Below are 25,281 nucleotides of genomic sequence, written 5' to 3' on the forward strand. Positions count from 1 at the left end.
AGGGGGGAGAATTTGATGCAGCGGCAATAAAACGCGATCCGGGCGGTTAGTGTAACGGAGAGAAATCATGGATAAAAAGGGGACAACATCCTGGGCGAAAAACGAATAAAAGTTGTTTTTCGGGTATTGTTTGACTGATAATGCTAGTAGGGAGCGTTATTTTGTCGCTTTTGGAAAACGTGCCGTGTACCGTACCTGAAAAAGCGGCGGCGTTACAAATACATTGCAGATGGGGGCATGGAACATATGAATAAGCCGGTTCCTTTGTTCGTATTATCGGGATTTCTCGGCAGCGGCAAGACGACGCTGCTTACGAGAGCGATCGATTATTATAAGGCGCAGGGAAAGCTTCCCGCCGTTATTATGAACGAGCTTGGCGACGTCAATTTGGACGGGCTTTTGGTGGATGTGCAGGTGCCGATGACCGAAATACTGAGCGGATGCATCTGCTGCTCGGTTCGCGGCGACCTGGGGACGGCGATCATGAACTTGGTCGCGGAGCAGCGGCCGGACGTAATTTTCATCGAATCGACAGGCGTCGCGAATCCGATCGAAACGCTTGAAGGCGTAACGGAGGCTTCGCTGCTCGCCCGCGTTGAAATGAAAGGCGTCGTTACCGTCGTCGACTGCCGGCATCTGCTCGAGCTAAGCCGCGGAGGAGCGGGCAAAACCTTCCGGCTCATGCAGGATCAGATCCGCTGCGCATCGGTGTTGCTGCTGAACAAAACGGATCTCGTTACGCAGGACGAGCTGGCGGAGCTCGAACGGCTGATTCGCAGCTGGAACGAGTACGCCGAGATTGTACGTACGGTAAAATGCGAAGCGGATATGCGCCTTTTCGACGAAGCGGAGCATGCGGAGGGCCCGTTTAGCGGCATGGCGGCGCTTCATGATGACGACCATGTCTGCACAGGCGATTGCGATCATGCTTCACATGGCGGAGCGCATGACCACGAGCATGGCGAAGCGCATGACCACGAGCATGTCGGAGCGCACGACCACGAGCATGGCGAAACGAATGACCACGAGCATGGCGAAGCGCACGACCACGCGCACGGCGAAGCACACATGCATAGCGATGCTCACGCCGACTCGGCACACGCAGATCGCCATCATCACACGCACGATCATGTTATGGTTTATACGCATTACTTGGCTGGGCCGATCGACAGCGAGAAATTCGAGCGGTTCATCGCCGGGCTGCCGGCTAGCGTTTACCGCGGTAAGGGTGTACTGACGTTCGCCGATACAGGAAACAGCCGTTTCTTGTTTCAATACGCATACCGGGAAGCCGATTTTATGAAAATTACGCCTCAGGGTGACGTTCAAGATGTTGTCGTGCTGATCGGAGAACATATGCCGAAGGAGCAGCTACGCAAAGCATTGGAGGCTTTATAAAACGCTATCCGGCATGAGGGTGACCGTCGTCATCCGATTCGGCGCCGCGCCGGATGCAGCCTGCGGTACGGAATTGATGCATCCGCCGATCTTTTTTCCTTTTTTTGTCGATATGCGGTTCCCAAGCATTGAAAGATGTGGTAATATGAATGGGAACATTTGTTCTGTTTTTGAAGTGAATGGAACGACCGATTATTCGGCGCAAGATAGATATGGTTGACAAAAAAAGGACGGAAGAGGGTGCAGGCGCATGACTACCGGTCTGTATACGGAGATAGACGAGGTGATCGATTATATTCATCGGCATATTTTTGATCCGCTCCCGCTTTCCCGGCTGGCCGGTCATGTTTCTTACAGCCCTTACCATTTTACGCGTATTTTTAAAGAAAGAATGGGGCTGTCGCCTCTATATTACGTTTCCGCGCTCCGGTTGCAGAAGGCGAAGGATTTGCTGCTGCAGACGAATTTGAGCATTCGCGATATCGGATTGGAAATCGGGCAGCAAAGTCTCGGAACCTTCACTACCCGATTTACCGAACGGGTCGGCGTAACGCCGTCGCAATTTCGCAACTCGAAGCATCAAGCCGATCATCTGTTTCGGTCGCTGCAGCAGCTTAATGACTGGCGTACGCCGCATATCGTTTCTTCACAGCAGCATGCCAGTATTAGGGGAACCGTACAAGCGACGCATCCGTTCAACGGTATTATATTGATCGGCTTGTTCGCCAAACCGATTCCGGAAGGAATGCCTATTCATGGGACGCTGATTTCCGGTTTGGGGGATTTCAGTTTTACTGGCGTCAAACCCGGCACCTACTACTTAATGGCTACGTCGGTAGCATGGGGAATGCAGGCGATGGACTTTCTGCTTCCGAATACAACCTTGCGCACCAGATCGAAGGAGCCCATTATCGTAAAGCCTTATACGCCGGTTCCGCATCAGCAGGTTATGCTTTACCCGCCCAGCGCGGACGATCCTCCCATTCTGATTTCCCTTCCCGCGTTGATGAATAACTTCCTCAACCGGGTCAGCCCCATGACCGGCAAGCGATAAGAAAAACGCTGCAAGTTTGGCTGCCGTACGTACTACGGCGGTCTTTTTTGCGTTTGCGGACTTGTTTCGCCGATGAGCCAGCTCAAGAGTCGGCGTCTGATTCCATTAATAATGGAATCAGACGCTCCGAACCCGTTCTCCACCCGGATTACTGTAAAAACGCTGACAAGTTAATCCGATCATCAGCCGACTCGATCCCGGCAACAAATATTTGAATCGGCGTCCATGAAGTGACTTATGTCACAACGGCCGGATTCGATACGCAGTATGATGAAGGCGTAAGGAAGACATTGGCAAACAAGGAGCGTGGCCTTTATGGTAATGAAATGGATCCGCGAAAATGTGTACGCATCGGCAATATTAGCAATAGTCAGACTGTATCTCGGCTGGAAGTGGCTGGATGCGGGTTGGCACAAAATAACGGGCGACGGGTTTGACGCTTCGGGATTTTTGAAGAAAGCGATCGAGAAGCCGCTTACCGATAGCGGTACGAAGGAACTGCTGTACCCGAACTTTACCAATTTTATCGACAGCTTCGCATTGCCGAACGTAAAATTGATCAACGTGCTCATCCCATGGGGAGAATTTTTGATCGGGCTAGGCTTGATCCTTGGCGTATTTACGACTGCGGCGGCATTTTTCGGATTGATGCTCAACTTCATGTTTATGTTTTCCGGTACGGTTTCGACGAATCCGTGGCTTACGCTTTTCGGCTTCATCATATTGATAGCCGGCGCGAATGCAGGACGTTTCGGCGGCGACCGCTTCGTACTCCCCTATGTACGCAAATGGCTGAAGCTTGACCGGATCGGTGCAGGAACCGATTTAAAAGGCTAATGGACACGATTCATTACGCGAAGAAAGTATTTATAAGATTCCATTCCTTTTGCAAACAATGAAAAGCCCCATCGCTGCCACAAGAATGCGGAGAGGGGCTTTTCCTTTTGGCCTTGCGCGAAGCGATGCTCCGGTAGCAACGTGATGTTCAGTCGGCGGGCCGCATGCTTCGGAAAAATAAACCGTCCGGTTTGCGTCCCGGACGGTTTATTTTGGCCTGATATTTCATCGGTAAGCGCGTCGGTCCATAGCTTATGCTTACGAAGTCGCTTTCTTCGAAAGCGTTTAGGACGGCGAAGCCGTTTATCCTTGTGTCGCCGTTTGGATAAATTTTTTGAAGCGGAGGCTGGCGATGGCAAGACCAAGCAGACCGTAGCCGATCAACACGGCAATAGTAGGCAGGATGTCGGTCAGCTGAGCGCCGCGGACCATGATGTCCTGGAAGGAATGCTGCGCCCAGTATTGAGGCGTAATTTTACCGATGATTTGCATAAAGTCGGGCATGAAATCGTACGGAAACCATAATCCGCCGAGTACGGCGCCGCCCATCGTCAATATTTGCGTGAAGCCAAGGCCCTGGTTCTCGCTCTTGACGAGCATGGTCAGCATAAGGCCGATGCCGGTTGCGCAAATGGCGAGGCATAAGACGACGGCTGCGATCGATGCGATGTCGCCAAGCTCTACGCCATACACAAGCTTGCCGAAGCCCAAGAGGACGGTGCACTGAACGAGAACGACGATGATGTTCGGTACCCACATCCCGATCAAATAAGTTACCGGCTTCATCGGGGTGCTGCGCAAACGCGCAACCATGCCGGATTCGCGGTCTTTAATGAAATTGCGAACCATTGTAATGATGATGAAGAAGACGAACATGACGGTGTAGCCGGGAATATATTGCGTCAGCGCGCTTACCTGCGCCGCATTTTCCTTCACTTCGTTGATGACGATCGGCGGCTGCATCGCTTCTTTAACCTGCGTATCGTTCATGCCGACCGATTTCAGAACGCCCTGCAGCTTGACCTCGCCGGATTTGCCGGCAAAACTGTCGAGCAGCGCGCGAATCGGAGCCACGGCGGTATCTGCCGTCGAATCGCGGTACAGATCGAATGCGGCTTGCCGCCCGCCGCCCGCTTGCATGTTTTCGCCGAAGCCTTTCGGGAAGACGAGCAGGGAAGTCATTTTTCCGGATTTGATTTTGTCTAGCTGATCGTCCAGGGAAAGCGTAGTATCGGTTTTCATTTCAAAGCCTTTGATTTCAGATAGCTGAGCGATCATTTGCTGCGATTGCTGCGATTGATCGGCGTCGTAATATTGGATCGTGAACGTGTCTTTGGCGTTGTTGAAGATGGAGGAAAACAGGACGATGAACATGATCGGCAGTCCGATCAGCCAAAAAAACGTTCCTTTTTCCTTCAGCAATACCTTTAATTCCTTGCGGATGATTGTGGATATCATGGGATTCATTCTCCTCTATGGTTAATGGACTAGTCGCGAAGCGTCGTGCCCGTGAGCTTGAGAAACACGCTTTCCAAGGATGGCCGCATAATTTCCAGCGACTTGACCGGCAAACCTCGCTCCTCGAGAATTCTGCTTGCGCCGCCCATCGTCTCCAGTACGTTCGAGCACTCGAGCACCCAACCCTTGCCGTCGGCATATGCCTTGTTGACGCCTGGAAGAGCCGGAGCTTGCGTCAGTCCTTCGGCTTCCATATATATCGCCTGTGTCGCGTACGTTCCCAGCAGATGATCCAAGCTGCCTTGCACGATTACTTTGCCGTGGTCGATAATGGCGATATCGTCGCAGAGCGCTTCTACCTCTTCCATGTAATGAGTTGAATAAATCATCGATACGCCGGATGCTTTAAGCTCCCGTATCATTTGGAAAATGTGGTTCCGCGATTGCGGATCGATGCCGACGGTAGGCTCGTCGAGAATGACAAGCTTCGGTTTATGGAGCAGAGCCGCGGCAATATTGATGCGACGTTTCATGCCGCCGGAGAAGGTGCTGATAGCATCGTCGCCGCGTTCGGACAGCCCGACCTGCTTCAACACCTCATCGATACGAGTTTTCAACTCTTTGCCGCGGACGCCGTACAGTTCTCCGAAAAACGTCAAATTGTCGCGGGCGCTCAATTTTTCATACAGCGTAATATCTTGAGGCACGTAGCCGACCTGCCGGCGAATGGCGTCCGCTTCTTTGCGGATATCTTTGCCGAAAACGGCGGCGGTTCCTTCGTTCGCTTCAATAATGCTCGTGATGATTTTCATCGTCGTCGATTTGCCGGCGCCGTTCGGACCCAGCAGGCCGAAGCAGCTCCCGGACTTTACCGAGAAGGTGACGTTCTCCAGCGCTATTTTATCCCCGTATCGTTTAACCAGTCGATTAACTTCAAGCACATTACTCATCAATAGATACCTCCTATGTGAAATACCCCCGGTCCGGCACCCGTTAACGGATATAACCGATCGGCTTGCGCGAGCCGGTGAGCTTTTGCTTCCAAGCTGCAGGATCGTTTGTTTTCCTATGTTCCAATCTTACCGCACGCCTTGGAATCGCAAAGGTAGAAATCGTCATAAGTTTCACATGACAAAAGTCATCCCGGCCGGTGCGGAATGCTGACCTCCGTCAGGAAAGGGCCGACGCCTCCATAATTGACGATTTCCCGGCGGACCGCGGGACAGGAAGCGCGAAAACCCTCCAATGCATAAAAAGCAGAGCCTTTATCCTGACGGATAAAGGCCCTGCATATCGATCATCCTATTAGAGGTTACCAAATTCACGACGATCTTCGAAGTTTATTACGATGCCGACAAGTCGGCTGAAACGCGCTCAATTAGAAGCCGTTAAACGTCGTTACTTGCTCGACCGATTGACGGAATTTTTGCGGACGGGTTTCTTCCAGCTCTTGGCCGATCGTCACGATCAGAACCGGGAACAAATGTGCCGGGATGTTGAACGTCTCGCGAACCGCTTGAGGATCGAAGCCGGTCATCGGGCATGTGCCGAAGCCGTCGTTCTTCGCTGCAAGCATAAGCGTCATTGCTGCGAAAGAAGCGGCGCGAATCGCTTCCTCGCGTTGCGTGCTCTCATTGCTGTAAGCATTGTGCAGCGTGTTGATCAGGTTGTCTTTGTATGCTTCCGGCAAGTAACCTTTGGCGGACAAATCGTCAGCGATCAAGCCCGCTTTCTCAAAAGCTTTCAAATCGCCGAGAACGACGACCGCGGCTGCCGCATCCTCGATTTTTTGCTGGTTGTAGGCCGCTTGCTTAAGGGCAAGCTTGCGATCTTTGTCGGTTACGGCAAGAAAATGCCAGTGCTGCAAATTGTAAGCGGACGGTGCCGAAGTGGCGGCTTGAATAATCGATTCAAGCTGTTCGCGGCTAATTTGGCCCGCAGGGTCAAAGTTATTGACGGAAATACGTTGTTCAAGCAATTGGTTCAATTCCATGTCGTCACATTCCTTCCAAGGTTGGATGTTTATGAAGTTACAAAAGTTCGTTACTAACTTTTCGTAACCTATGTTAATCTAGTGAGCCTATTTTGTCAAGCGGCTGAAGAATCGATAGAATTCGTAACGGACTACCGGCGCTTATTCGCCGGGTGCCGCGCACGTTCAGCTTTCCGGCGCTTCCGCCTTTCCTTCAGCTAAGTGTATCCAACGCTATGCCTGCGATCCAACCTTGAACGGTACAGGAAAGAAAGAGCGCAAACTACGGTTAACGTACAATTCCTTGGACAAAACTATAAGGGTTAACGCAATAAGACGCCAAAGATAAGCATGAGCGTTTGACGATAGGGATGCGCCGCTTAAGAAGCTGACGGCAAGGGGAAGGAGGGGGAACATGACTGGACAATATGAGTTTACCGATCTTGCGGATCGTAAAGAGCTGATCGAGGAACTGGTTGCGTTGGAAGCGAGAATGACGGAATCGTTGGGATATCCCATTAATCTGATCGCGTATAATAAAGCCTCGGGAACGGTTCCGGATTCGAATTGCCGAGCCGGCTTGAACGATTGAGGCCGGAAAGCCGTTTTTTCATGACGGACCGTTAACCCGTCCAATTAAGGAGCCGTCCGATTTTCAGGACGGTTCTTTAGCATGCTTTCATGAAAGCTTCCTTAAAGACATGCATAACATTTCCATTCCGACAGCATCCTATTCTAGCGGGGAGTCTCGACATAAGCTGACTTTTAACATTCGCGAGAAGGGGGCGGCGGTCATGAGATTTATGCGCGGCAAGATGAACGGCACCAAGAAAAAAACGGCCGGGGAGACGGCCCGTTCTTACAATGATCGTCCGCTAAGCGTTTCGTTATCCGACAACATTGACCACTTGTATGCCATATTCAATCAAACCCCGGATCTCGTCGTACGGCAGTTGACTATAAAAAAGAGCGGGAGCCAAGCGGCGCTTGTTTACTTGGATGGGCTTACCGACAAAAATGCGATTAACAACAATGTGCTCAGACCGCTGCAGAACGAAAACGGGGAGAACAGCCCAAACGGATTACCGGCGGTTACGATTGGCGATGCCCGTGAAATGAACGGCTGGGCGCAGCTGGAAAAAGCGATATTGACGGGCTGCAGCATTTTACTAATAGAGGGAAGTTTAGCTGCTTTAGTAATGGATACGCACGGGTGGCCGCAAAGGGCGATCGAAGATCCGCAGCTGGAAGCGTCTCTTAAGGGTGCGCATCAAGGCTTTGTCGAAACGGGGAGCCAGAACATCGCTTTGATTAGAAGGTACCTCCCGGATAGGGAGCTGAAAATAACGGAGCATGTCGTCGGTAAGAGAGGGAAGACAACCGTCTCGCTCTTGTATCTGGGGGACGTTGCAAACCTTGAATTACTCCAAGAGCTGTCTCGTCGTATCGAGAGCGTGGATACCGATTCGGTCATCAATACCGGAGAGCTTGTCGAATTTATCGAGGACAACCCTTATTCGCCGTTCCCGCAATTCGTACTGACGGAACGCCCGGATGCGGCGGCATCCCAATTATTGCAAGGCCGATTCGTAGCGGTCGTCGACCGTTCGCCAAGCGTACTAATCGGGCCGGCAGGGTTTTCCGCGTTCTTCCAGAGCGTGGACGATTACAGCACCCGGTGGATGGTCGCCACGTTTATCCGGATTTTGCGATTTTTAGGTTTTCTTATCGCGATATTTTTACCGGCGATGTATATTGCCGTCATCTCTTTCAATTATGAGGTTATTCCGTTGAAGCTGCTTCTGTCGATCGGGGAATCGAGGGAGCGGGTTCCGTTCCCGCCGATTCTCGAAGCGCTTCTAATGGAAGTGACGCTTGAGATGCTGAGGGAGGCAGGTATTCGGCTGCCCACGCCGGTCGGCCAGACGGTCGGGATCGTCGGCGGTATCGTTATCGGACAAGCCGCCGTTCAGGCGGGGATTGTCAGCAATATTATGGTTATCGTCGTTGCGTTTACGGCGATCGCTTCTTTCATTATCCCGAATTACGATATGGCTTCCGCCATTCGGCTGATAAGATTCCCGATGATGCTGATCGCATCGATGTTCGGGATCGTGGGCATCACGATCGGCTTGATGACCTTGATCGGGCATATTATCGCGCTGGAAACGCTCGGCACGCCATACGGCATACCGTTTGCGCCCGTGCGTTTCTCCGACTGGAAGGATACGTTCGTCCGCTTGCCGTTATGGCAAATGGTGAAAAGGCCGCATGGCGCAAAGCCGCAGCAGTTTAGAAGGCAAGGCACCAACCGGCCGAAGGGTGAGGATAAATGAACAATCGGGCTCCGGAGCTCAGCTTGATGCAATTCATTTTATTGATCAATGGCGTGCAAGTCGGGGTCGGCCAGCTTTCGCTTCCGCGCGAGTTGGCCGAGACGGGGGGGACGGACGGCTGGCTGGCTTTATTTATCGGCTATGCCGCCTCCATTGCAGCCAGTCTTGCCATTATCCGCATCATGAGCAGAAAGCCGGACGGTACGCTGATCGACCTGCTGGAGCATTACTTCGGCAAATGGGCGGGGACCGTCGGGGCGTTTACGGCGGCAGCGGCGTTTACGATCTTTACGATGGAGATTATGTTTAGCGCCGGCCAAATGATAAAGAGCTGGATTATGCAAAGAACGCCGCTTTATATGCTGATTATTTTGTTTTCGATCCCCTCCTTTGCGATTATCGTCAAAGGCATGCGCGTGATGAGCCGTTATTCGGAGTTCGTCTTTTATATGTTTCTTCCCATGGCGGTTTTTTTGTTTATGCCGCTGCAGGACGGCAACCTCCTTCATCTATTTCCTTTCTTGAAAGAGGGGTGGGAGCCGGTTTTCAAATCAGTGCGATTGACGGCTCTGTCGTTCTCCGGCTTCGAGTTCGCTTTTTTTGCCTATCCGTTCTTAAAGAGAAAGGAACTGGCTTCCATCGGGATCGTCATTGCGAATACGTTGTCGCTAATCATCTACTTGATCATTACGCTTGCATGCTTTCTGTACTTCAGTCCGGATGAAATTACGGTGTTTAATCAGCCGGCGCTAAATTTGCTGAAGGTAGTCGAATTACGGTTCGTCGAACGGGTGGAGATCATTTTCTTGTCGGTATTTTTAATTATGGTTTCAACATCGTGGATCCCGTACATGTACGGGTATTCCTACTGCTTGAACCGGCTCGTTCCGAAGCTTGGCATAATGGGGCATACGGCAATTATGATAACCGGCCTGATTGCAATCGCTGTTGCGACGGATCCTTCGTTTATGCTTGTCGAAAAGTGGATGAAGGCGGCGGGGACGACCTCTATGTTTGTTTCCTATGCGCTGCCGTTTTGTCTCTTGGCCTACATACTCGCACATGAACGGATAAAGGGGAGGAAAAGCGGATGATCAGGCTTACCGTTCTTTGCACGATGCTGGTTTCGTTTGCGCTTCTCGCATCCGGCTGCGGCGATCGAAGAAACCTGGAGGATTTGACGATATCCCTTATTCTGGGTCTCGATCTCGACGACCGGAACAATATGATCATCTATGAATCCAGTCCCGTATTTGACAAAATGGCCAAGGACAAAGAGGAAGAATTCGGCTTCCGCTCTACGACGTTTCGCGAAGCACAGGCCAAATTCGATTCGACCGTAACGGCTTTGACGGTATACGGAAAAACGGAGATCATTCTGGTCGGCAAAAAATTGCTGGAGCATAAAGAATGGTCCAAGGTTCTCGATCATTTTTACCGCGATTCCAAAATGAGCGTAACGGCGGTTGTGGTTGCCGTAGACGGACCGGTTTCAGAGATCATTCAAATGCATCCGGCCGATAAGCCGAGGCTGCCGTTATTTTTGTCCAAGCTTATCGATACGGCGAGCAGAAGAAATTTGACCGTCAAAACGACGATGCAGGAGCTGAGGCGGCAAATGAGCGACAGAGGAATTACCGCAACCATTTCGGAAATCAGAAAGCGGGACAACATTGAAGTATATGGTGCGGCGCTTTTGGACGGACAGGGGAACTACGCGGCCGGGCTAGACTTCGAAGACACTTCTTTGCTGAATATTTTACGCAAGGAAAAGGGAGACATCTCGCTTAACATAAAGGTTCCGGCCGTCGAGAAAAACAATGCCATTTTCAACCCGAACCAGCTTACGATGGCCATCTACGATCCTAACGTCAAAGTAAAGACCGATTACATCGACGGCCGCTTCCGATTCGTTCTGGATGTCCGCTTGACAGTCCGTTTGCTGGAGAGACTGTTCCCGTACGATGTGAGAAAGGAAACCGAAAAGCTTGAGCGTTTAATCGGGGAAGAGCTGCAATCGCGTTTCCAAGGCATTATCGAAACGATCCAAAAGCAGCGGATCGATCCTGTGGGACTCGGAATCTACGCGCGCGCATTCCGTTACAAGGAATGGAAGCAAGTGCAGGAGCGGTGGGGGGAGGCGCTTGCGGCTGCGGACGTCAACGTTACCGTAAAAACCAAAATCAAATATATGGGGGCCGTCAAATAATCGGCTTTCCAGCAGGCTTGGAACGTCCCGGGAAGGAGGACAAACGATGAACGACAAGCTGAAGCGCATATCGCTGCTTGAGTTTATATTTCTCATTCATGGAGCGCAGATGGGCATAGGCATTTTGCAGCTGCCCCGCGAGCTGGCTGAAAAAGCCGGTACGGACGGCTGGATTGCGATTATTTTCGGATGGCTGCTATCGACCGCTATGAGTCTTGTCATCGTTCAAATGATGAGGTTTTACCCGGACGGAACGCTCATCGATTTGATCGAGCGCTATTTCGGCAAATGGGCGGCTAAAATAGGGGCGCTAGTTTTTGCGGCGGCGTACGCTTTCTTGACGGCGACAGTTTTTTTTCGCGCGATTTTGTTTATTAAAGCGTTCATATTACCGCGTACAGCGGATTCTTTGCTGTTTCTGCTATTCGCGATTCCGACTTACCTCATATTGCGAAACAACCTCCGCGTTCTCGGGAGGTATTCCGTATTCGTCTTCCTCATGCTGCTATGGATGCCGTTTTTCTATTTATTCGCGCTTAAGGATAGCCATTGGCTGTATTTGCTTCCTGTAATCAAAGAGGGCTGGTGGCCGATTTTGAAGGCAGTGCCGAATACGGCCACATCGTTCATCGGCTTCGAAATGACGTTCCTGCTATATCCGTTCCTGGAAAAAAAACAGACGGCTTCCGCCGGCGTTATTGTCGCCAATACGTTGACGATGCTCGTCTACGTAGCGATTACGGTCATCTGCTTCGCCTTTTTCAGTCCGGATGGGATTCTCGATACGAATGAGCCTACGCTCAGCATTCTGAAAGTCATTGAATTTCATTTCATGGAAAGGCTGGAAATCGTCTTTTTGGCATTTTACTTGTTTATCGTATCGACGACATGGATGCCTTACCTTTATTGGAGCGTGTATTGCACGAACCGCTTATTCGGCTTGAAGGAATCGTCGAATGTGCCGCTGGCCGTATTTTTGCTTTCGGTTTTCGTGCTGCTATTGTTTTATCATCCGACTTTTAATGAAAACGACAAATGGCAAAAGCTCAACAGCTATGCCAACTACTTTATTGCTTATGCGTTTCCGATCTGCTTATGGGGGTATTTGCTGGTGCGCCGTGCGATACGCGGGAGAGCCTCGACATGAAGCGGCTTGGTGCTTTGTTTATTTTGACGCTGCTCGTGCTGCTGTTTCCGGGAAGCCCGGATAAGACCGATCTCGAAGACATGTCCATCGGACTTATAATCGGCATCGATTTGGATGCCAACGACGAGCTCGAATTTTATTACTCCGCACCGGTATTCAACAAAGAAGCCCGTATAAAGACGGAAAAATTTGAAACGACGCAATCCTCGCTCCGTGCCTCAAGAATAAAAATCGATACGAAAACCAGCTCGCTCGTTGCCGGGGGAAAGTTTCAGATTTGCTTGCTTGGCAGCCGGCTTCTTGAGCACGAGGATTGGTTTACGCTGTTCGACGTGTTCTACCGCGATTCCAAATTTGCGGCGAGCACCAAAATTGTCGCGGTCGACGGACCGGTTTCGGAAGTTATGAACACCGTCACGAAGGACAAACCCCCGCTGCCTCAATTTTTGACGAAGCTGATCGAAACGGCAGACAGGCGAAATATTACGGTTAAAACGACGCTGCAGCAGCTGCATAGGCAAATGTTCGAAAAAGGTCTAACGCCGGCGATTGCGTATATCGATAAGAAAAACCACATCGAAGTGATCGGGAGCGCGCTGCTGAGCGAGCGCGGGAAGCTGATGAAATCGCTGGATCCGGAGGAAAACAAGCTGCTCCGCGTTTTGCAGCGGAGGAATAAGAAGGAAATCGCGTTTATCGTGGATATTCCCGGCGAAGACGAAAAAGGGGTGATCGATACGGGGAAGCTCAGCATTTTGCCCGATTCGATTAAGACCGATATCAAATGCAGCTTTGACGGAGGCAAATTCCGCTTTGACATTAAAGTAAGCCTTGTCGGAGCTTTGAGCGAAAGGCTCTTCGCGTTTGAGAACAGGAGGCGTGGAGAAGAGCTTGACCGGAAAATCGGGGAACAGTTGCAGAAACAATTGGAGATCCTTTTGGACAAATTCAAAAAGTCCGGTATTGATCCGGTCGGCTTCGGCTTATATGCGAGGGCTTATCAGTATGAAGCCTGGAAGCAGGTGCAGGACGACTGGGGGAAGGCGTTCGCCGAAGCCGAAACCGAGGTTTCCGTTACCGTAAAAACAAGAAACATGGGATCCGTCAAATAGCGAATCCGCCCGGCTTCATGGCCGGATCGTCACCCTTGTGCCGATCGGCACCAAACTGGACAATTCCAGGACATCGCGGTTAAACATGCGGATGCAGCCGTGAGAAACGAGTTTGCCGATTGACGAAGGGTCGTTCGTCCCGTGAATGCCGTAATGCGGCTTGGACAGCCCCATCCAGAGGACCCCGAACGGTCCGCCCGGATTCGGGGCTTTATTGATGATCGTATATTCGCCCGTCGGCGTTTGCGTGACCATCCTGCCGATGCCGACCGGGTAAGATTTGACGATCATATGGTTGTCGATCAGGTACAAATGACGATCCGACAGATCGACGATAATTCTGTAGTCGGGCATAATAATCACCTCTTGCTATAGACTATGTGTGCTAAATCCCAGTTGCTCCATACGGGTGCCGGAAAGTTGGCGGGAGCTGACGGTAAAGAGCTTTGGGAGCTTTCAGGAGCTTTGAAAATAGATTAATTGATCTGACCATATAGTCCAATAGTTTGATTATGGATTGTATATCTTCCGGACGTTCGGACTGTTAATGTAAGAGCTGTAATCCTTTAGCTGAATATTACACGAGTTCAAACGATATCAAAGGATGGGAGAGACAGACGGGATGCAGCTTTATTTTACGGGAGAGACGGACGGTTTGCTGCAAGGCGCGGCGATTATAGCCGGGGAGCTGGGTATCGAATTGACGTCGGAAGGACGTCCGGTTGAGGTTGTGCAAGGCGCTGTTGATAAGCTGGAAGTAAGCGGGGATGGAAGCGGCTTTCGTATCGTATGCGGAAAGAAGGCTCACTTTTACCGGGCGCTCGGCCTGCTGGCGGAAGCGTGCCGCGAGAGCGGAACGTTCCGCATCGAGGAGACGCCGCAATTTACGATGAACGGGCCGATGTTCGACGTATCCCAAGGCAACGCGGTTATGAAGACGGATACGGTCAAGCTGTTTCTGCGCAAAATGGCCCTGATGGGTATGGATATGATCATGCTTTATGCGGAAGACAGCTACGATGTCAAAGAGCAGCCTTACTTCGGCTATATGCGGGGACGTTACTCGCAGGACGAACTGAGGGAGCTTGATGATTATGCCGATTTGTTCGGCATCGAGATGATTCCTTGCATCCAGACGCTGAGCCATTTGCGCGACGCTCTGAAATGGCATGCCTTCCTCGACATTAAAGACGATGAGGAGACGATGCTCGTCGGTTATGAGAGAACGTACGAGTTCATCGAGCAGATGATCGTGGCCGCTTCCTCTCCGGTTCGCACGAAGCGGATTCACATCGGGATGGATGAAGCCTGGAAGCTCGGACTTGGCCGTTATTTGGAGAAGAACGGCTACAGCCCCAAATTCGACATTATGAACGAGCATTTGAAGAGGGTACTCGCGATAACGGATAAGCACGGGCTGAAGCCGATGATGTGGAGCGACATGTATTTCCGCGCAGGCTCCAAGACGGGAGATTATTACGATAAAAACGGCGTCATTCCGGATGAGGTTATCCAAAATATCCCTCCCGGCGTGCAGCAAGTATATTGGGATTATTATCACTATGACGAATCGTTCTATGAGGAATGGATCGAACGTCATGAGCGTTTCGGCGCTAAGCCGGTGTTTGCCGGCGGTATTTGGAACTGGAAAGGATTTTGCCTCAATTACGGCGCTACGTTCGCTTCGACGGAGGCGGCTTTGAACGTCTGTAAAAGGAAAGGCGTTACGGAAATCATCGCCACGCTGTGGGGAGACGACGGCACCGAATGCGATTGGCATGCGGCCATGCTCGGCCTGCAGCTGTTCGCGGAGCACGGGTTCGCCGAGAAGCTGGACGAGGAAAAGCTGAGGCGGCGGTTCGAATTTTGCACGGGAGCCCGTTACGACGACTTCATAAACATCAAATATTTGGATGAAACGCCAGGGATTTCGCCGGGTAATCTGGAGACGTACAATACGTCCCGTTACTTGCTCTGGCAAAATGTGATGGCCGGTTTGTTCGACCGGAACATCCGCGGTCTGGGGATGTCCGAGCATTACGCCAAATGGGAAAAGGAAATGGAAACTTACGCCGGACGCAACGGCGAGCTTAACTTCGTCTTCGAGCTGTACCGCAGGCTTTGCGCGGTGCTGAGCGTGAAGGCGGATATGGGGAACCGGATAAGCGACGCGTATAAAGCAGGAGACAGGGGCTTGTTATCGGCCATTGCCGAAAAAGAGCTGCCGGAGCTTGCCGTAAAAGCGCGCGCGCTGCGCGAATATCACCGCAAATGCTGGCATCAGGCGAACAAAGCGTTCGGCTGGGATGTGATGGACGTGCGTTACGGCGGCTTGCTGATGAGTATCGATACCGCGGTCGAACGGATCGGCGATTACTTGGCCGGCAGAGCCGAACGGCTGGAGGAGCTCGAGGAGGAGCGTCTGCCGTTCAACGGCAAAGACGGTTTGGTCGATTGCTATTATTACCATTATATGCCGTCTGCCAGCAGGGTGGCGCAGCACTACTAGATTTAATAATCGGAGCAGCGGACGATATTGCAAGGGAAGCGGGGGCTTGCCGTTTTGATGACGGCAGCTCCTGCTTACGGTTATTTTTTGATATCAGGAGGTGTTTATCGATCGTGCGGGACGTTATGAAAAGATATGAACGCTATGAGGCGACGGGCAACCGGAAGCTCGTTCTGGTAACGAATGAAACGGATGAAGCGGCTGCCGCTTTGTTCGATTTGGCGATCCTTCCCGCTTTGAATCATTACGGCATGCCGTATACGGTTGCCGACGTTTCGACGGGGCGATTTGACCGCTTGCTCGGCGAATGCGCGGCGGTTGTGCTCGCTCATGACGGAGTAGCGGCAGCTCTTACAGGCGAGCAGTGGGCGGATATCGCCGAAGCGTGGGAGCGCGGCGCCGGAGCGGTTTGCTTCGACGGGACGCTGGCTTCGGCCCGTCCGGAAATACGCGCCTTTTTCGGCTCGGCGGAGTTCGAAGAAGCGGCGATCGACGGGATAACCGTCAACGAGTCGACGCATTATATAACGGAGCTGCAAGCCGCTCCGGTCACGCATGCGCTGCGCAAGCAGGTAAGCGCTTCTTTGGCAGTGCGCCAAAGTATGGAGCCGGGCTTCGTCCCGATTGCGGAAGCCGGAGGAGGACGCGTTGCGGCGGCTGCGTTTCAGCCCGCTGAGAGCCGGGAAGGCGAAGGGGCAGGTCGCCGTGCGGCGTTGTATTTTTCGCCGGCGCTGTGGATGAAGCAGCATTTCGGCCATGCGATGGGGCTGGACGATCTGCTGTGGAGAAGTCTGGTCTGGACGGCCAAAAAGCCGTTCGCCAGCTTGATGATGCCGCCGTTCGCGGTTTGCCGCGTCGACGATGCGATCGGCTCCTACGACAGCTTCGATTATGTCCGCGTTCTGAACGAGTACGGCTGGATTCCCAATATCGGCGTATTCGTGAACGAAATCGGCGAGGCCGAAGGGGCTGCGATGAAACGTTACCACGACGGGCGTAAAGCGGAATTCAGCGCCCATTCCTTCCACGAGCTGGAGGAGGGAACGCCGGATCAAATCTATCTGCAGCATGACGGAACCGAATACGGCGTAAGCGAGCTGCAGGAGCATTTTCGGCGGCTGGATGCTTTCTATGACAGGCTGGGCATAACGCCTTCGCGAACCGTCAACATTCACTATGACGAGCTCGGGCTTAACAGCCTTCCGTTCCTGCTGAAGCGGGATCAGCCTTTCATGATGGCGCTTATCCCGTTCGGGGTGCATTGGTATGCGAACAGCTATTCCTGGGAGCCGTATCCGTACGGCCATCAAGGGTTCAATTACGGTCCGATGGACCCGGATCACCGGTTCTGGAACGCCGTAGGACATCATCTCGGCGCGTATAAGACGCCGGATGCGGGAATGGGGCCAGGCGAGTTTCTGGGAAGCTGTACGGTGTTCAACGGGGAAAACGAGCGGAACGATCTTGAAGCCGCCATCTCCAGAGGGGTCACGGCCGTCAAGCTGGGCGTTTCCAGCGGCTTCTTCGGGACGCTGATGACGCATGAGCAGCGCATCGCGGTTCTAAATCCCGAAGAATGGCGGACGATCATCGAAGGCATCCATGACGGGCTGGCAGGTTGGACGCTTTTTTACCGGGGATATGACGAAATTGCCGCCTACTGCAAGGACAAGGCCAGAACAAGGATCGCCGGGACGCGTTTCGACGAGCGGAGCGGGGAGTTGATCGTCGAGCTTGAAGGAATTTCGGAGAAAGGGCTGTACGTATGCGTTTATCGCGACGAGGCGGAACGTGCGAGCTGCGAGTTTGTGAGAACGGCGCCGTTCTCAGGGCGGCTGACAAGCGAGACGCTTTAGCGGGTACGCGGACGATAGAAAGCGGCTGCTCCCGTTAACCGGGAGAGGCTTAGAGAAAGGTTGTACCGAAATCGTACATATATTTCCGCCGGTGTGGAAACATACAGCAAGGTGCTGAGCGTTCAGCTTACCGAACATGACATGCGGCAAGGAGTGTAGGTCGATTGAAACGTTTTTGGATAGCGGTGTTGCCGGCCCTTGTGCTTTCGATCGCGCTAGCGTTTACCGTTTCGGCGCAAGAGCGGGGTCCTTACCATTTCGGGTTCAAGAAAAGCAGAAACGGCCAGCTCCCCTCGATTAACGAGGAAGGTTTCAAGGATATTATCGATAAGCACGGGGCGGTCTTTTTAGGGGATACGAACAGCAAGGCGCTTTATCTTACGTTCGATAACGGCTACGAGAACGGGTTTACGCCGCGGATTTTGGATACGCTCAAGGAGAAAAAAGTGCCGGCCGCTTTTTTCGTGACGGGTCAGTTCGTCCGCGAGCAGCCCGAGCTGCTGAAGCGAATGACGGCGGAGGGGCATATTATCGGCAATCACTCCTGGAGCCATCCGGACATGACGACGATATCCGACGGAAAAATCAAAGAAGAGCTCGATAAAGTCAAAGAGACGGCGCTGCGCGTTTCCGGCCAGCAGGATATGACGTTTCTTCGTCCGCCTCGCGGCGTTTTCAGCGAAAGAACGCTTGCGGTAACGAAAGAGCTGGGGTATACGAACGTGTTCTGGTCCCTTGCTTACATGGACTGGGACGTCAACGCCCAGAAAGGCGGACAGTACGCTTACGATAAGGTGATGAGCCAGCTGCATCCGGGAGCGGTCATGCTGCTGCATTCGATATCGCGGGACAATACCGAGGCGCTCGGCCGGATCATTGACGGGGCGCGAAAGCAAGGGTATGAATTTTACAGCCTGCGCCAGCTGAAAGGGGTAAAGCCGGAGAATGAATTGCCGGGCATATGAATAAAAAAGCCGTATCCATGCAAGACGGGTACGGCTTTTTTTGCGCGGATTAATGCTGAAAAGCGATTTCCAAAAGGGTGGCCGCGCCGCTAAGCAATCCTTCGCAATAGGGAACGATGTCCTTATCGAAATGGTAAAGAAATGTGCATGAAAGTAAACATAAGGTTATAGAGATGCGTTAAGCATCGAAATTATAATACATGAAACGGCGTACCGCTTGGCGCAAGCGCCGAATCGCGCGCGCCGCTGATTTCCGGCGGGGCGGTTGCCGCATATCGGGCGCTTATTTCACGTTTCAAATGCGAAAGGGGAGCATCATGAAATTACGCAGCAGCGAATGGTTCAATAACGAGAATGCCGAATTGACGTTTCAGCATCGTTCCGCCATGCGGGCGATGGGGCATAATCCCGATACCTTTGCGGGCAAGCCGATTATCGGCATTTTCAATGCTTGGAACGATTTTAACAGCTGTAATTATCCGCATAAGGAATTGGTGGAATACGTAAAAAGAGGCGTGCTGCTGGCAGGCGGTTATCCGATCGAGCTTCATACGATTTCTACGCCTTCCGATTTTATGAAGCCGTCCGATTTGCTGTACCGCAATCTGCTTTCCATGGATTTGGAGGAAAGCGTCCGTTCGCAGCCGATCGACGGCGTCGTGATGTTATGCGAATGCGACAAAACGGTGCCGGGCCAACTAATGGCGGCGGCAAGCTGCGATCTCCCGGCCTTGCAATTGGCCGCCGGCCATCGTTCGTCAGGCAGCTTCCGCGGCAAGACGGTCAATTACGGCACGGACCTGTGGAAATACTCGGACGACTATAAAGCGGGACTGTTGTCCGAAGAAGAATGGCAGGAGCTGGAGCGGTCGATTTCCTGCACCTTGGGCGGTTGTCCGGTCATGGGCTCGGCCTCGACGATGAAGAGCTTGTCCGAAATGCTCGGGATGATGCTGCCCGGGACGTCGAGCATTCCGGCTACCGATGCCAGGCGCAAAATTGCGGCCGAAGCGACAGGTTTGCGAATCGTCGAAATGGTACGGGAAAATCTCACGCCATCCCGGTTGATGACGGAGCAGGCCTTTCACAATGCGATTAAGCTTCTGGCGGCAATGGGAGGCTCGACGAATGCGGCCATTCATTTGACGGCTATTGCAGGCAGGCTCGGCATCCGCATTCCGATCGATCGGTATGCCGAGTTGACGGAACAGGTGCCGTTAATCGTCAACCTGCAGCCCAGCGGATCGTACAGTATGGACGATTTTTACAAGGCCGGAGGATTGCGGCGGGTCATCCATAATCTGATGCCGATGCTCGATCAAGACTGCTTGGGCTGCACCGGCGAAACGATCGGGCGCATTTACGGCTCGGACATGCCGGAATACGAATCGACCGCCGAGGTTATCACCGCGCTTGGCGCACCTTTTAAAGAGCGTGCCAGTCTGGGCATTTTGAAAGGAAACTTAGCGCCGCAAGGAGCGGTTATCAAAAAATCCGCCGTATCGCCTCACTTGTTCAAGCATCGCGGCCAAGCCGTCGTTTTCGAGAGTTATACGGATATGCTGGCGCGTATCGACAGCGACGAGCTTGAGGTGACCGCCGATCATGTGCTCGTGCTGAAGTATTGCGGACCGGTGGCGATGGGGATGCCTGAATGGGGCTCCATTCCGATTCCGGCGAAGCTGCTGAAGCAAGGCGTGCGCGATATGGTTCGAATCAGCGATGCCCGAATGAGCGGGACCAGCTACGGCGCCGTCATTTTGCATGCGGCACCGGAGGCGGCGGTCGGAGGACCGCTTGCGATTGTGGAGAACGGCGACTGGATCGAGCTCGATATCGAAGCGTCGACGGTTCGGTTGCTGCTTGAGGACGAAGAAATCGCAGCGAGGCTGGCGGCTTGGCAGCCGCCTGAGGCTCAGCATAAGCGCGGCTATCCGCGGTTATTCGCAGACCATACGCTGCAGGCGCCGGAAGGCTGCGATTTGGACGTTCTGCGTCCCGCCAGCAAGGAGGAAGCGGCTTTCGTGCCGCCGATCGTAGGCAGGGGGTAAACGCGCGGATGCCCGCGCCGACCATAGAACGCTGCGAAGGCTGCGGGGATCCGCATTTTTCGGAGGTTAACGCGCAAAGGAATGTTCGTTAACGCCGCATTGCCGGTCTGAGCAGGTAATGAGTCAATGCCGCATTTAAGAATCAGAGCAGACAGTGGGTCAAAGATGGAGGTAACTACTGGCGAACACCGGCTATTAATAAGCGCCGTAGTGCCGGATTCGGGCAGATCTCCTCTGCATGCTGTAGTCCGAAATTGCCAGCTTGGAGCAAGAGTTCGAGGGTCTCCTTGCGCTGTAGTCCGATTTTGCCTTCTTGGAGAACGGAATCACCGGTGTACCGAGTAAAAAAGCTGCTGCAAGCGGGCGTTTTCGGACTGCAGGTGAAGAAAGAGAGCCGGACTCGATTCCAATTGTGCAAATTCGGACTGCAGCGCACGCAAGCGACGAGCGAGGAGGGGGCAGCTCCGGACGGCGGTAGACGATCGCATGTGAAAATAGAGCTGTACTCGAAAGTTGCTGCTCGCGGCTCCAGATTTGCGTACCGCGCAGCTCCCCGCGCTCAGAGATTCGCTGTATGACGGCGGTAGGACGATCGTATGCAAAAATAGAACCGTACTCGAAGAGTGCTGCTCGCGGCTCCAGATTTGCATACCGCTCAGCTCCCCGCGCCCAGGGATTCGCTGTATGACGGCGGTAGGACGATCGCATGCGAAATGAGCCGTACTCGAAGGTTGCTGCTCGCGGCACCAGATTTGCGTACAGCAAGCTTCCCTATGCGCAGGTATTCGCTATATGACGGCAAACGACCGACCGGAATCGAATAAGCGGGCTGATGCGTTTTTGGTCAAGTATAGCGGACATTCTGCTATTGACAGTCTGTCCGTATAATGGGTCAATCAATATAACGAGAAAGAAGGGCATAACGATGTCGCTTTCGAGGATTACGGAACAGGTGAATGTCCGGCGAGTTGTACAAGATACGCTGGAGCTCGTAAAGATTGGAAGCGCTACCGGCGATGCGCGAGAGGTTGCGGACCGTTATGCGCGCATGTTGACTGAGGTCGGCTGCTCGGTTCGGCGTTATGAGTTTATTCCGGACAATCCAACCTTGGTTGCCGTCTGGGGGGAGGAACGAGAAGGCAGGACGATCTTGTTCAACGGTCATATGGACGTCGTGCCGCTCGCGCATGACGAGCCTGAAGAGAAGAACGGGCGGGTGTACGGAAGAGGAGCTTGCGATATGAAGGGCTCGCTCGCATGCATGCTGGAAGTGCTGCGATGCCTGAAGGAAACGAATACGAAGCTGCCCGGCCGTTTGATCGTCGTTGCGAACAGTTTACACGAAAGTCCGGGAGGCAGAGGCGAGGATTTGTACGCCCTTCTGGAGCAGGTTCCCGTCCAAGCGGACGCGGTAGTTGTCATGGAGGGCGCTACGACGGATTGCACGATCGCACAGCTAGGCTCGGCTACCTTCGAAATTGCGATCGAACGCGAAGGAGAGCCTTGCCATCAGCTCTCTGCGCCATCCGGAACGCCACATCCGATAACGGTCGCCGGCGAAATCGTCAGGCTGCTTGACCAGTGGAACGGAGCGCTTGAGCAAGAGGAAATTGAAGATATCGGGTATGCGTCGTTTTTTGTAGGCGCGATCGAGAGCGGGCAATTTTACAACCAGCTTCCGAAAAGGGCGGCTTTGACCGGAGTGAGACGTTATAGTCCGGCGGAATCGTTCGAGGAAGTCGAGAGCGCCATGCGAAGCGGACTTGATGCGATTGCCGCAGCCCGCGGTGTGAGCATCCGGCTCGATATGAAGAAAGTGCGGGACGGGTACCGGATCGACAAGGACAGTCCCGCTGTCCTCGCTATGCGCCGGGCGGTCACCGCCGTTCGCGGCATCGATTACCCGACGGCAGGCAAAAAAGTCGTGACCGATGCCGGTATTTTTGTCCGGGCCTTGGGGGTTCCCGCCCTCTGCCACGGACCGGATTTTCGAACCGCGCATGGGGAAGTGGAGTATGTGGAAATCCGCGAGCTGGATTTGACAGTCAAGGCTTACTTGCAATTTATTACGGAGTTTCTGGAAACGGATTAAACAACAGCCTGGTGCATGAACGCCGGGATAGGAGGTTTGGCATGGGATACGCTTATATGCTGCGCTATGCGATGCAATTGAGTTTTTTGGAGGAAGAACGGCTGGAGGATTTGGCCGGATTTTGCAAAACGGTGGGCATCGACGATGTGATGTTTTTCATTCATCCGTTAAGTCTTCGGCATATGACGCATGAGGAAACGAAGCCATGGCTGGATGCGATCGGAAGGGCGAAGCGAAAGCTTGAGCCCCTTGGCGTGAAAACCTCGATCAATCCCTTGAATTCGCTCATTCACGATGATGCCGCCAATACATTGCTTGAAGGTCAGCATTTCCGGCTGATGACGGATCTTACAGGAAAGAGCGCCAAGGCAGCGGTATGTCCGCTTTGCCCCGAATGGCGAGGTTACATTAAAGAGATGTATGCCAATTATGCGGCGCTTCGCCCCTATTCGTTATGGGTCGAGGACGATTTTCGCTTTCATAACCATGGCCCGCTTAAGTGGGGAGGCTGCTTCTGTGAGGCGCATTTGAGCGAATTTGCCCGTCAGGCGGGGGTTCCTCATCTGGATCGGGAGACGTTCGTTCGAGGGCTTCTGGCGCCCGGCGATCCGCATGCATATAGGCGTATATGGCTGGACTCGTGCCGGCGGACAATCGTAGAGCTCGCAGAGGAGATCGCGGAGGCGGTACACAAGGTATCGCCGGAAACGCGTATCGGATTAATGACGAGTATGCCGTCCGTACATGCTGCGGAAGGCCGGGATTGGCACGGCATCTTCCATGCTTTTGACGGGCAAAACGCCGCAATTATTCGTCCTCATTTGCCGGCATATAGGGAAATCACCGGTATGCAGTACGGGTGGGATTTTCAGGCGGTGTCGGCATTGACGGCGGCTTTCATTCCGGAAGGGACGGAGGCTTACCCGGAAATCGAGAATGTTCCTTATACGCTGTACGCCAAATCCAGAGCCTTTCAAAGGTACCAGCTGGAAACGTCGCTATTGCTGGGAAGCCGCGGCATTACGCTGAATGTGCTGGATATGGTCGGCAACGGCATATACCCGGAGGAGCGGGCGGACAAATGGCTTAGCGAGGAAAAGCCTTTCCTGAACGCCGTCGCCGATCTGGGGCTGAGCGTTCAAGCTTTGACCGGGGTGCAAGTCCTGGTGAACGAAAAGTCTTCTTACACGCTCCAAACGACTGCCGGCTCTTCTATGGAAGAGCTGTACCCGAGGGAAACGTTCTGGAGCAGCTTTCTGTCCGCTTTCGGCGTAGCGAACCGGTTTGCCGTCGCGCTTCCGAGTCAGGCGGGCGCCGTCGCAGCGCTTTCCGGCCAAGCGCCGCGTAACTACAGCGAAACCGAATTGCGCGAGCTGTTTGCCCAAAATACCGTTCTGCTGGACGGAGAAGCCGTTCATACGCTTTGCGGCATGGGGCTCGGCTCTTTATGCGGGGTGCTCCAGGCGGAATGGCGCAACGTTCAAGCTTATGAGCAAATAACGGGAGATCGTAAATACGCCGGCATTCAAGCAGGGCGGATGAGACCTTATCTCAGCTTAGGCGATTGCTTGGACATTCAATATGAGAATGGCGCGGTCAACGTGCTCTCGAACATTCATCTGCCTGACGGAGACATCGTATGCGCGGGGATGGCTGCAGTGAACGGCAGCATATTCATTTTGCCTTACAGGGGGCATGATGCACAGCTCGGGCTGCTTAGTCCGGTGCGGCGCGCGGTTATCCAGGAGTTCCTGCTGCTGCAGCGTGCAGAGCCGACTCCGCTTATGATCGGCACCTATTGCCCGCATACGTCCATACATGAATACCGTTCCGGCGGCAAACAAACGATCGCCATCGTCAATCATTCCTTGGATGTCGTTGACGGCATCGGGCTTGCCGGAGGCGGCGGCTATAGCGGCGATAACTGGACACGATATAGCCGTAAGGAGCCGGAAGGCCGGCGGACCGTTTTACGGAAAGAAGGAAGCGTTACGGCCTTAGAAGGCGAGATCCAGCCGCTGTCCATGATGGTGCTGCACCGGGAGGCAGATTAAGGAGAGGGGGCGTCAACCTCCTCTTCTTGAAATTTCAGCAATGCATTTCACCGCTGCTTGCAAGCGACGCACGGGGAATGCAGCCTAAATTTGCGATAAACGCCGGCGTCCAAGACGCCGGCATGCGTTTGTCTTTATGGAAAGAGCTACTTCCTAAATCTCGTAAACAAAAGTCCATGAATGTCAAATCAAGTGTATAGAGCAATGAATGGCCACTCCCTATAATAAGAG

At 53.1% G+C, this 25,281-nt stretch carries 20 protein-coding genes; 16 read left to right on the forward strand and 4 right to left on the reverse strand.

All coding sequences use genetic code 11. The features are described 5' to 3' along the window. Positions 1-246: 246 nt before the first annotated feature. From DQG23_RS15550 to DQG23_RS15565, 3 genes are all read left to right on the forward strand, one after another. The gene (locus DQG23_RS15550) at positions 247-1,398 is read left to right on the forward strand and encodes a CobW family GTP-binding protein (RefSeq protein ID WP_238177900.1); all 1,152 of its coding nucleotides are present in this window, start codon (positions 247-249) and stop codon (positions 1,396-1,398) included. Positions 1,399-1,648: 250 nt separating this feature from the next. Next, a complete protein-coding gene (locus tag DQG23_RS15560; protein ID WP_113031779.1) occupies positions 1,649-2,452 on the forward strand; it encodes a helix-turn-helix domain-containing protein in 804 nt (267 codons plus the stop codon). A 315-nt stretch (positions 2,453-2,767) separates the two neighbouring features. Continuing rightward, positions 2,768-3,289 carry a DoxX family protein gene (locus DQG23_RS15565; RefSeq protein WP_113031780.1) on the forward strand — a complete coding sequence of 174 codons (522 nt, stop codon included), beginning with the start codon at positions 2,768-2,770 and terminating at the stop codon, positions 3,287-3,289. A 303-nt stretch (positions 3,290-3,592) separates the two neighbouring features. On the opposite strand, the gene DQG23_RS15570 is transcribed toward DQG23_RS15565, so the two are convergent. The 3 genes from DQG23_RS15570 to DQG23_RS15580 all read right to left on the reverse strand — a co-directional run bounded on the left by DQG23_RS15570 (position 3,593) and on the right by DQG23_RS15580 (position 6,740). Continuing rightward, positions 3,593-4,747, reverse strand: a complete 1,155-nt coding sequence (locus DQG23_RS15570) for an ABC transporter permease (RefSeq protein WP_113031781.1) — start codon at positions 4,745-4,747, stop codon at positions 3,593-3,595. A gap of 29 nt (positions 4,748-4,776) precedes the next feature. Next, a complete protein-coding gene (locus tag DQG23_RS15575; RefSeq protein ID WP_113031782.1) occupies positions 4,777-5,697 on the reverse strand; it encodes an ABC transporter ATP-binding protein in 921 nt (306 codons plus the stop codon). Positions 5,698-6,125: 428 nt separating this feature from the next. Continuing rightward, on the reverse strand, positions 6,126-6,740 hold the full coding sequence (locus DQG23_RS15580; protein ID WP_113031783.1) for a nitroreductase family protein: 615 nt from the start codon (positions 6,738-6,740) through the stop codon (positions 6,126-6,128). Positions 6,741-7,134: 394 nt separating this feature from the next. Here DQG23_RS15580 and DQG23_RS42565 point away from each other — a divergent pair, with 394 nt between their 5' ends. From DQG23_RS42565 to DQG23_RS15605, 6 genes are all read left to right on the forward strand, one after another. Then, entirely contained in the window at positions 7,135-7,311 is a 177-nt protein-coding gene (locus DQG23_RS42565) for a hypothetical protein (protein ID WP_192894596.1), read from the forward strand. 202 nt (positions 7,312-7,513) lie between these two features. Further along, the gene (locus DQG23_RS15585) at positions 7,514-9,055 is read left to right on the forward strand and encodes a spore germination protein (protein ID WP_113031784.1); all 1,542 of its coding nucleotides are present in this window, start codon (positions 7,514-7,516) and stop codon (positions 9,053-9,055) included. Then, positions 9,052-10,149, forward strand: coding sequence for a GerAB/ArcD/ProY family transporter (locus DQG23_RS15590; protein ID WP_113031785.1), 1,098 nt, complete (start codon positions 9,052-9,054; stop codon positions 10,147-10,149). Before DQG23_RS15585 ends, DQG23_RS15590 begins: the two co-directional genes overlap by 4 nt. Further along, positions 10,146-11,264, forward strand: coding sequence for a Ger(x)C family spore germination protein (locus DQG23_RS15595; protein WP_113031786.1), 1,119 nt, complete (start codon positions 10,146-10,148; stop codon positions 11,262-11,264). The genes DQG23_RS15590 and DQG23_RS15595 overlap by 4 nt, the downstream gene beginning before the upstream one ends. A gap of 46 nt (positions 11,265-11,310) precedes the next feature. Further along, complete coding sequence (locus tag DQG23_RS15600) at positions 11,311-12,411, forward strand: GerAB/ArcD/ProY family transporter (RefSeq protein ID WP_113031787.1); 1,101 nt, start codon at positions 11,311-11,313, stop codon at positions 12,409-12,411. Beyond that, entirely contained in the window at positions 12,408-13,523 is a 1,116-nt protein-coding gene (locus DQG23_RS15605; RefSeq protein WP_158560544.1) for a Ger(x)C family spore germination protein, read from the forward strand. The genes DQG23_RS15600 and DQG23_RS15605 overlap by 4 nt, the downstream gene beginning before the upstream one ends. A 15-nt stretch (positions 13,524-13,538) precedes the next feature. Here the strand turns inward: DQG23_RS15605 and DQG23_RS15610 are convergent, their stop codons facing one another. Continuing rightward, on the reverse strand, positions 13,539-13,877 hold the full coding sequence (locus DQG23_RS15610; RefSeq protein WP_113031789.1) for a L,D-transpeptidase: 339 nt from the start codon (positions 13,875-13,877) through the stop codon (positions 13,539-13,541). Positions 13,878-14,145: 268 nt separating this feature from the next. Between DQG23_RS15610 and DQG23_RS15615 the strand changes: the two genes are divergently transcribed. The 7 genes from DQG23_RS15615 (at position 14,146) to DQG23_RS15645 (ending at position 25,050) form a co-directional block, all read left to right on the forward strand. Continuing rightward, on the forward strand, positions 14,146-16,032 hold the full coding sequence (locus tag DQG23_RS15615; RefSeq protein ID WP_158560545.1) for a family 20 glycosylhydrolase: 1,887 nt from the start codon (positions 14,146-14,148) through the stop codon (positions 16,030-16,032). A gap of 113 nt (positions 16,033-16,145) precedes the next feature. Next, complete coding sequence (locus DQG23_RS15620) at positions 16,146-17,888, forward strand: hypothetical protein (RefSeq protein WP_113031791.1); 1,743 nt, start codon at positions 16,146-16,148, stop codon at positions 17,886-17,888. Between the two features lie 164 nt (positions 17,889-18,052). Next, positions 18,053-18,853, forward strand: a complete 801-nt coding sequence (gene pdaA, locus DQG23_RS15625; RefSeq protein ID WP_113031792.1) for a delta-lactam-biosynthetic de-N-acetylase — start codon at positions 18,053-18,055, stop codon at positions 18,851-18,853. A 317-nt stretch (positions 18,854-19,170) separates the two neighbouring features. Continuing rightward, positions 19,171-20,904: a dihydroxy-acid dehydratase gene (locus tag DQG23_RS15630; RefSeq protein ID WP_113031919.1), complete on the forward strand. Its 1,734-nt coding sequence runs from the start codon at positions 19,171-19,173 to the stop codon at positions 20,902-20,904. Between the two features lie 332 nt (positions 20,905-21,236). Beyond that, positions 21,237-21,482 (forward strand): hypothetical protein, encoded by a 246-nt coding sequence (locus DQG23_RS15635; RefSeq protein WP_113031793.1) that lies wholly within the window; start codon positions 21,237-21,239, stop codon positions 21,480-21,482. Positions 21,483-21,829: 347 nt separating this feature from the next. Beyond that, positions 21,830-22,996, forward strand: a complete 1,167-nt coding sequence (locus tag DQG23_RS15640; RefSeq protein ID WP_158560546.1) for a M20 family metallopeptidase — start codon at positions 21,830-21,832, stop codon at positions 22,994-22,996. 41 nt (positions 22,997-23,037) lie between these two features. Next, complete coding sequence (locus tag DQG23_RS15645) at positions 23,038-25,050, forward strand: hypothetical protein (protein ID WP_113031795.1); 2,013 nt, start codon at positions 23,038-23,040, stop codon at positions 25,048-25,050. Positions 25,051-25,281 lie beyond the last annotated feature (231 nt).

The organism is Paenibacillus contaminans, from assembly GCF_003285015.1.
GTDB lineage: Bacteria > Bacillota > Bacilli > Paenibacillales > NBRC-103111 > Paenibacillus_V > Paenibacillus_V contaminans.

What these genes read in the sequence shown, in the direction of transcription:
- DQG23_RS15550 (WP_238177900.1), top strand. Translation starts at nt 247, where the DNA reads ATGAATAAGCCGGTTCCTTTGTTCGTATTATCGGGATTTCTCGGCAGC.
- DQG23_RS15560 (WP_113031779.1), top strand. Translation starts at nt 1,649, where the DNA reads ATGACTACCGGTCTGTATACGGAGATAGACGAGGTGATCGATTATATT.
- DQG23_RS15565 (WP_113031780.1), top strand. Translation starts at nt 2,768, where the DNA reads ATGGTAATGAAATGGATCCGCGAAAATGTGTACGCATCGGCAATATTA.
- DQG23_RS15570 (WP_113031781.1), bottom strand. Translation starts at nt 4,747, where the DNA reads ATGATATCCACAATCATCCGCAAGGAATTAAAGGTATTGCTGAAGGAA.
- DQG23_RS15575 (WP_113031782.1), bottom strand. Translation starts at nt 5,697, where the DNA reads ATGAGTAATGTGCTTGAAGTTAATCGACTGGTTAAACGATACGGGGAT.
- DQG23_RS15580 (WP_113031783.1), bottom strand. Translation starts at nt 6,740, where the DNA reads ATGGAATTGAACCAATTGCTTGAACAACGTATTTCCGTCAATAACTTT.
- DQG23_RS42565 (WP_192894596.1), top strand. Translation starts at nt 7,135, where the DNA reads ATGACTGGACAATATGAGTTTACCGATCTTGCGGATCGTAAAGAGCTG.
- DQG23_RS15585 (WP_113031784.1), top strand. Translation starts at nt 7,514, where the DNA reads ATGAGATTTATGCGCGGCAAGATGAACGGCACCAAGAAAAAAACGGCC.
- DQG23_RS15590 (WP_113031785.1), top strand. Translation starts at nt 9,052, where the DNA reads ATGAACAATCGGGCTCCGGAGCTCAGCTTGATGCAATTCATTTTATTG.
- DQG23_RS15595 (WP_113031786.1), top strand. Translation starts at nt 10,146, where the DNA reads ATGATCAGGCTTACCGTTCTTTGCACGATGCTGGTTTCGTTTGCGCTT.
- DQG23_RS15600 (WP_113031787.1), top strand. Translation starts at nt 11,311, where the DNA reads ATGAACGACAAGCTGAAGCGCATATCGCTGCTTGAGTTTATATTTCTC.
- DQG23_RS15605 (WP_158560544.1), top strand. Translation starts at nt 12,408, where the DNA reads ATGAAGCGGCTTGGTGCTTTGTTTATTTTGACGCTGCTCGTGCTGCTG.
- DQG23_RS15610 (WP_113031789.1), bottom strand. Translation starts at nt 13,877, where the DNA reads ATGCCCGACTACAGAATTATCGTCGATCTGTCGGATCGTCATTTGTAC.
- DQG23_RS15615 (WP_158560545.1), top strand. Translation starts at nt 14,146, where the DNA reads ATGCAGCTTTATTTTACGGGAGAGACGGACGGTTTGCTGCAAGGCGCG.
- DQG23_RS15630 (WP_113031919.1), top strand. Translation starts at nt 19,171, where the DNA reads ATGAAATTACGCAGCAGCGAATGGTTCAATAACGAGAATGCCGAATTG.
- DQG23_RS15640 (WP_158560546.1), top strand. Translation starts at nt 21,830, where the DNA reads ATGTCGCTTTCGAGGATTACGGAACAGGTGAATGTCCGGCGAGTTGTA.
- DQG23_RS15645 (WP_113031795.1), top strand. Translation starts at nt 23,038, where the DNA reads ATGGGATACGCTTATATGCTGCGCTATGCGATGCAATTGAGTTTTTTG.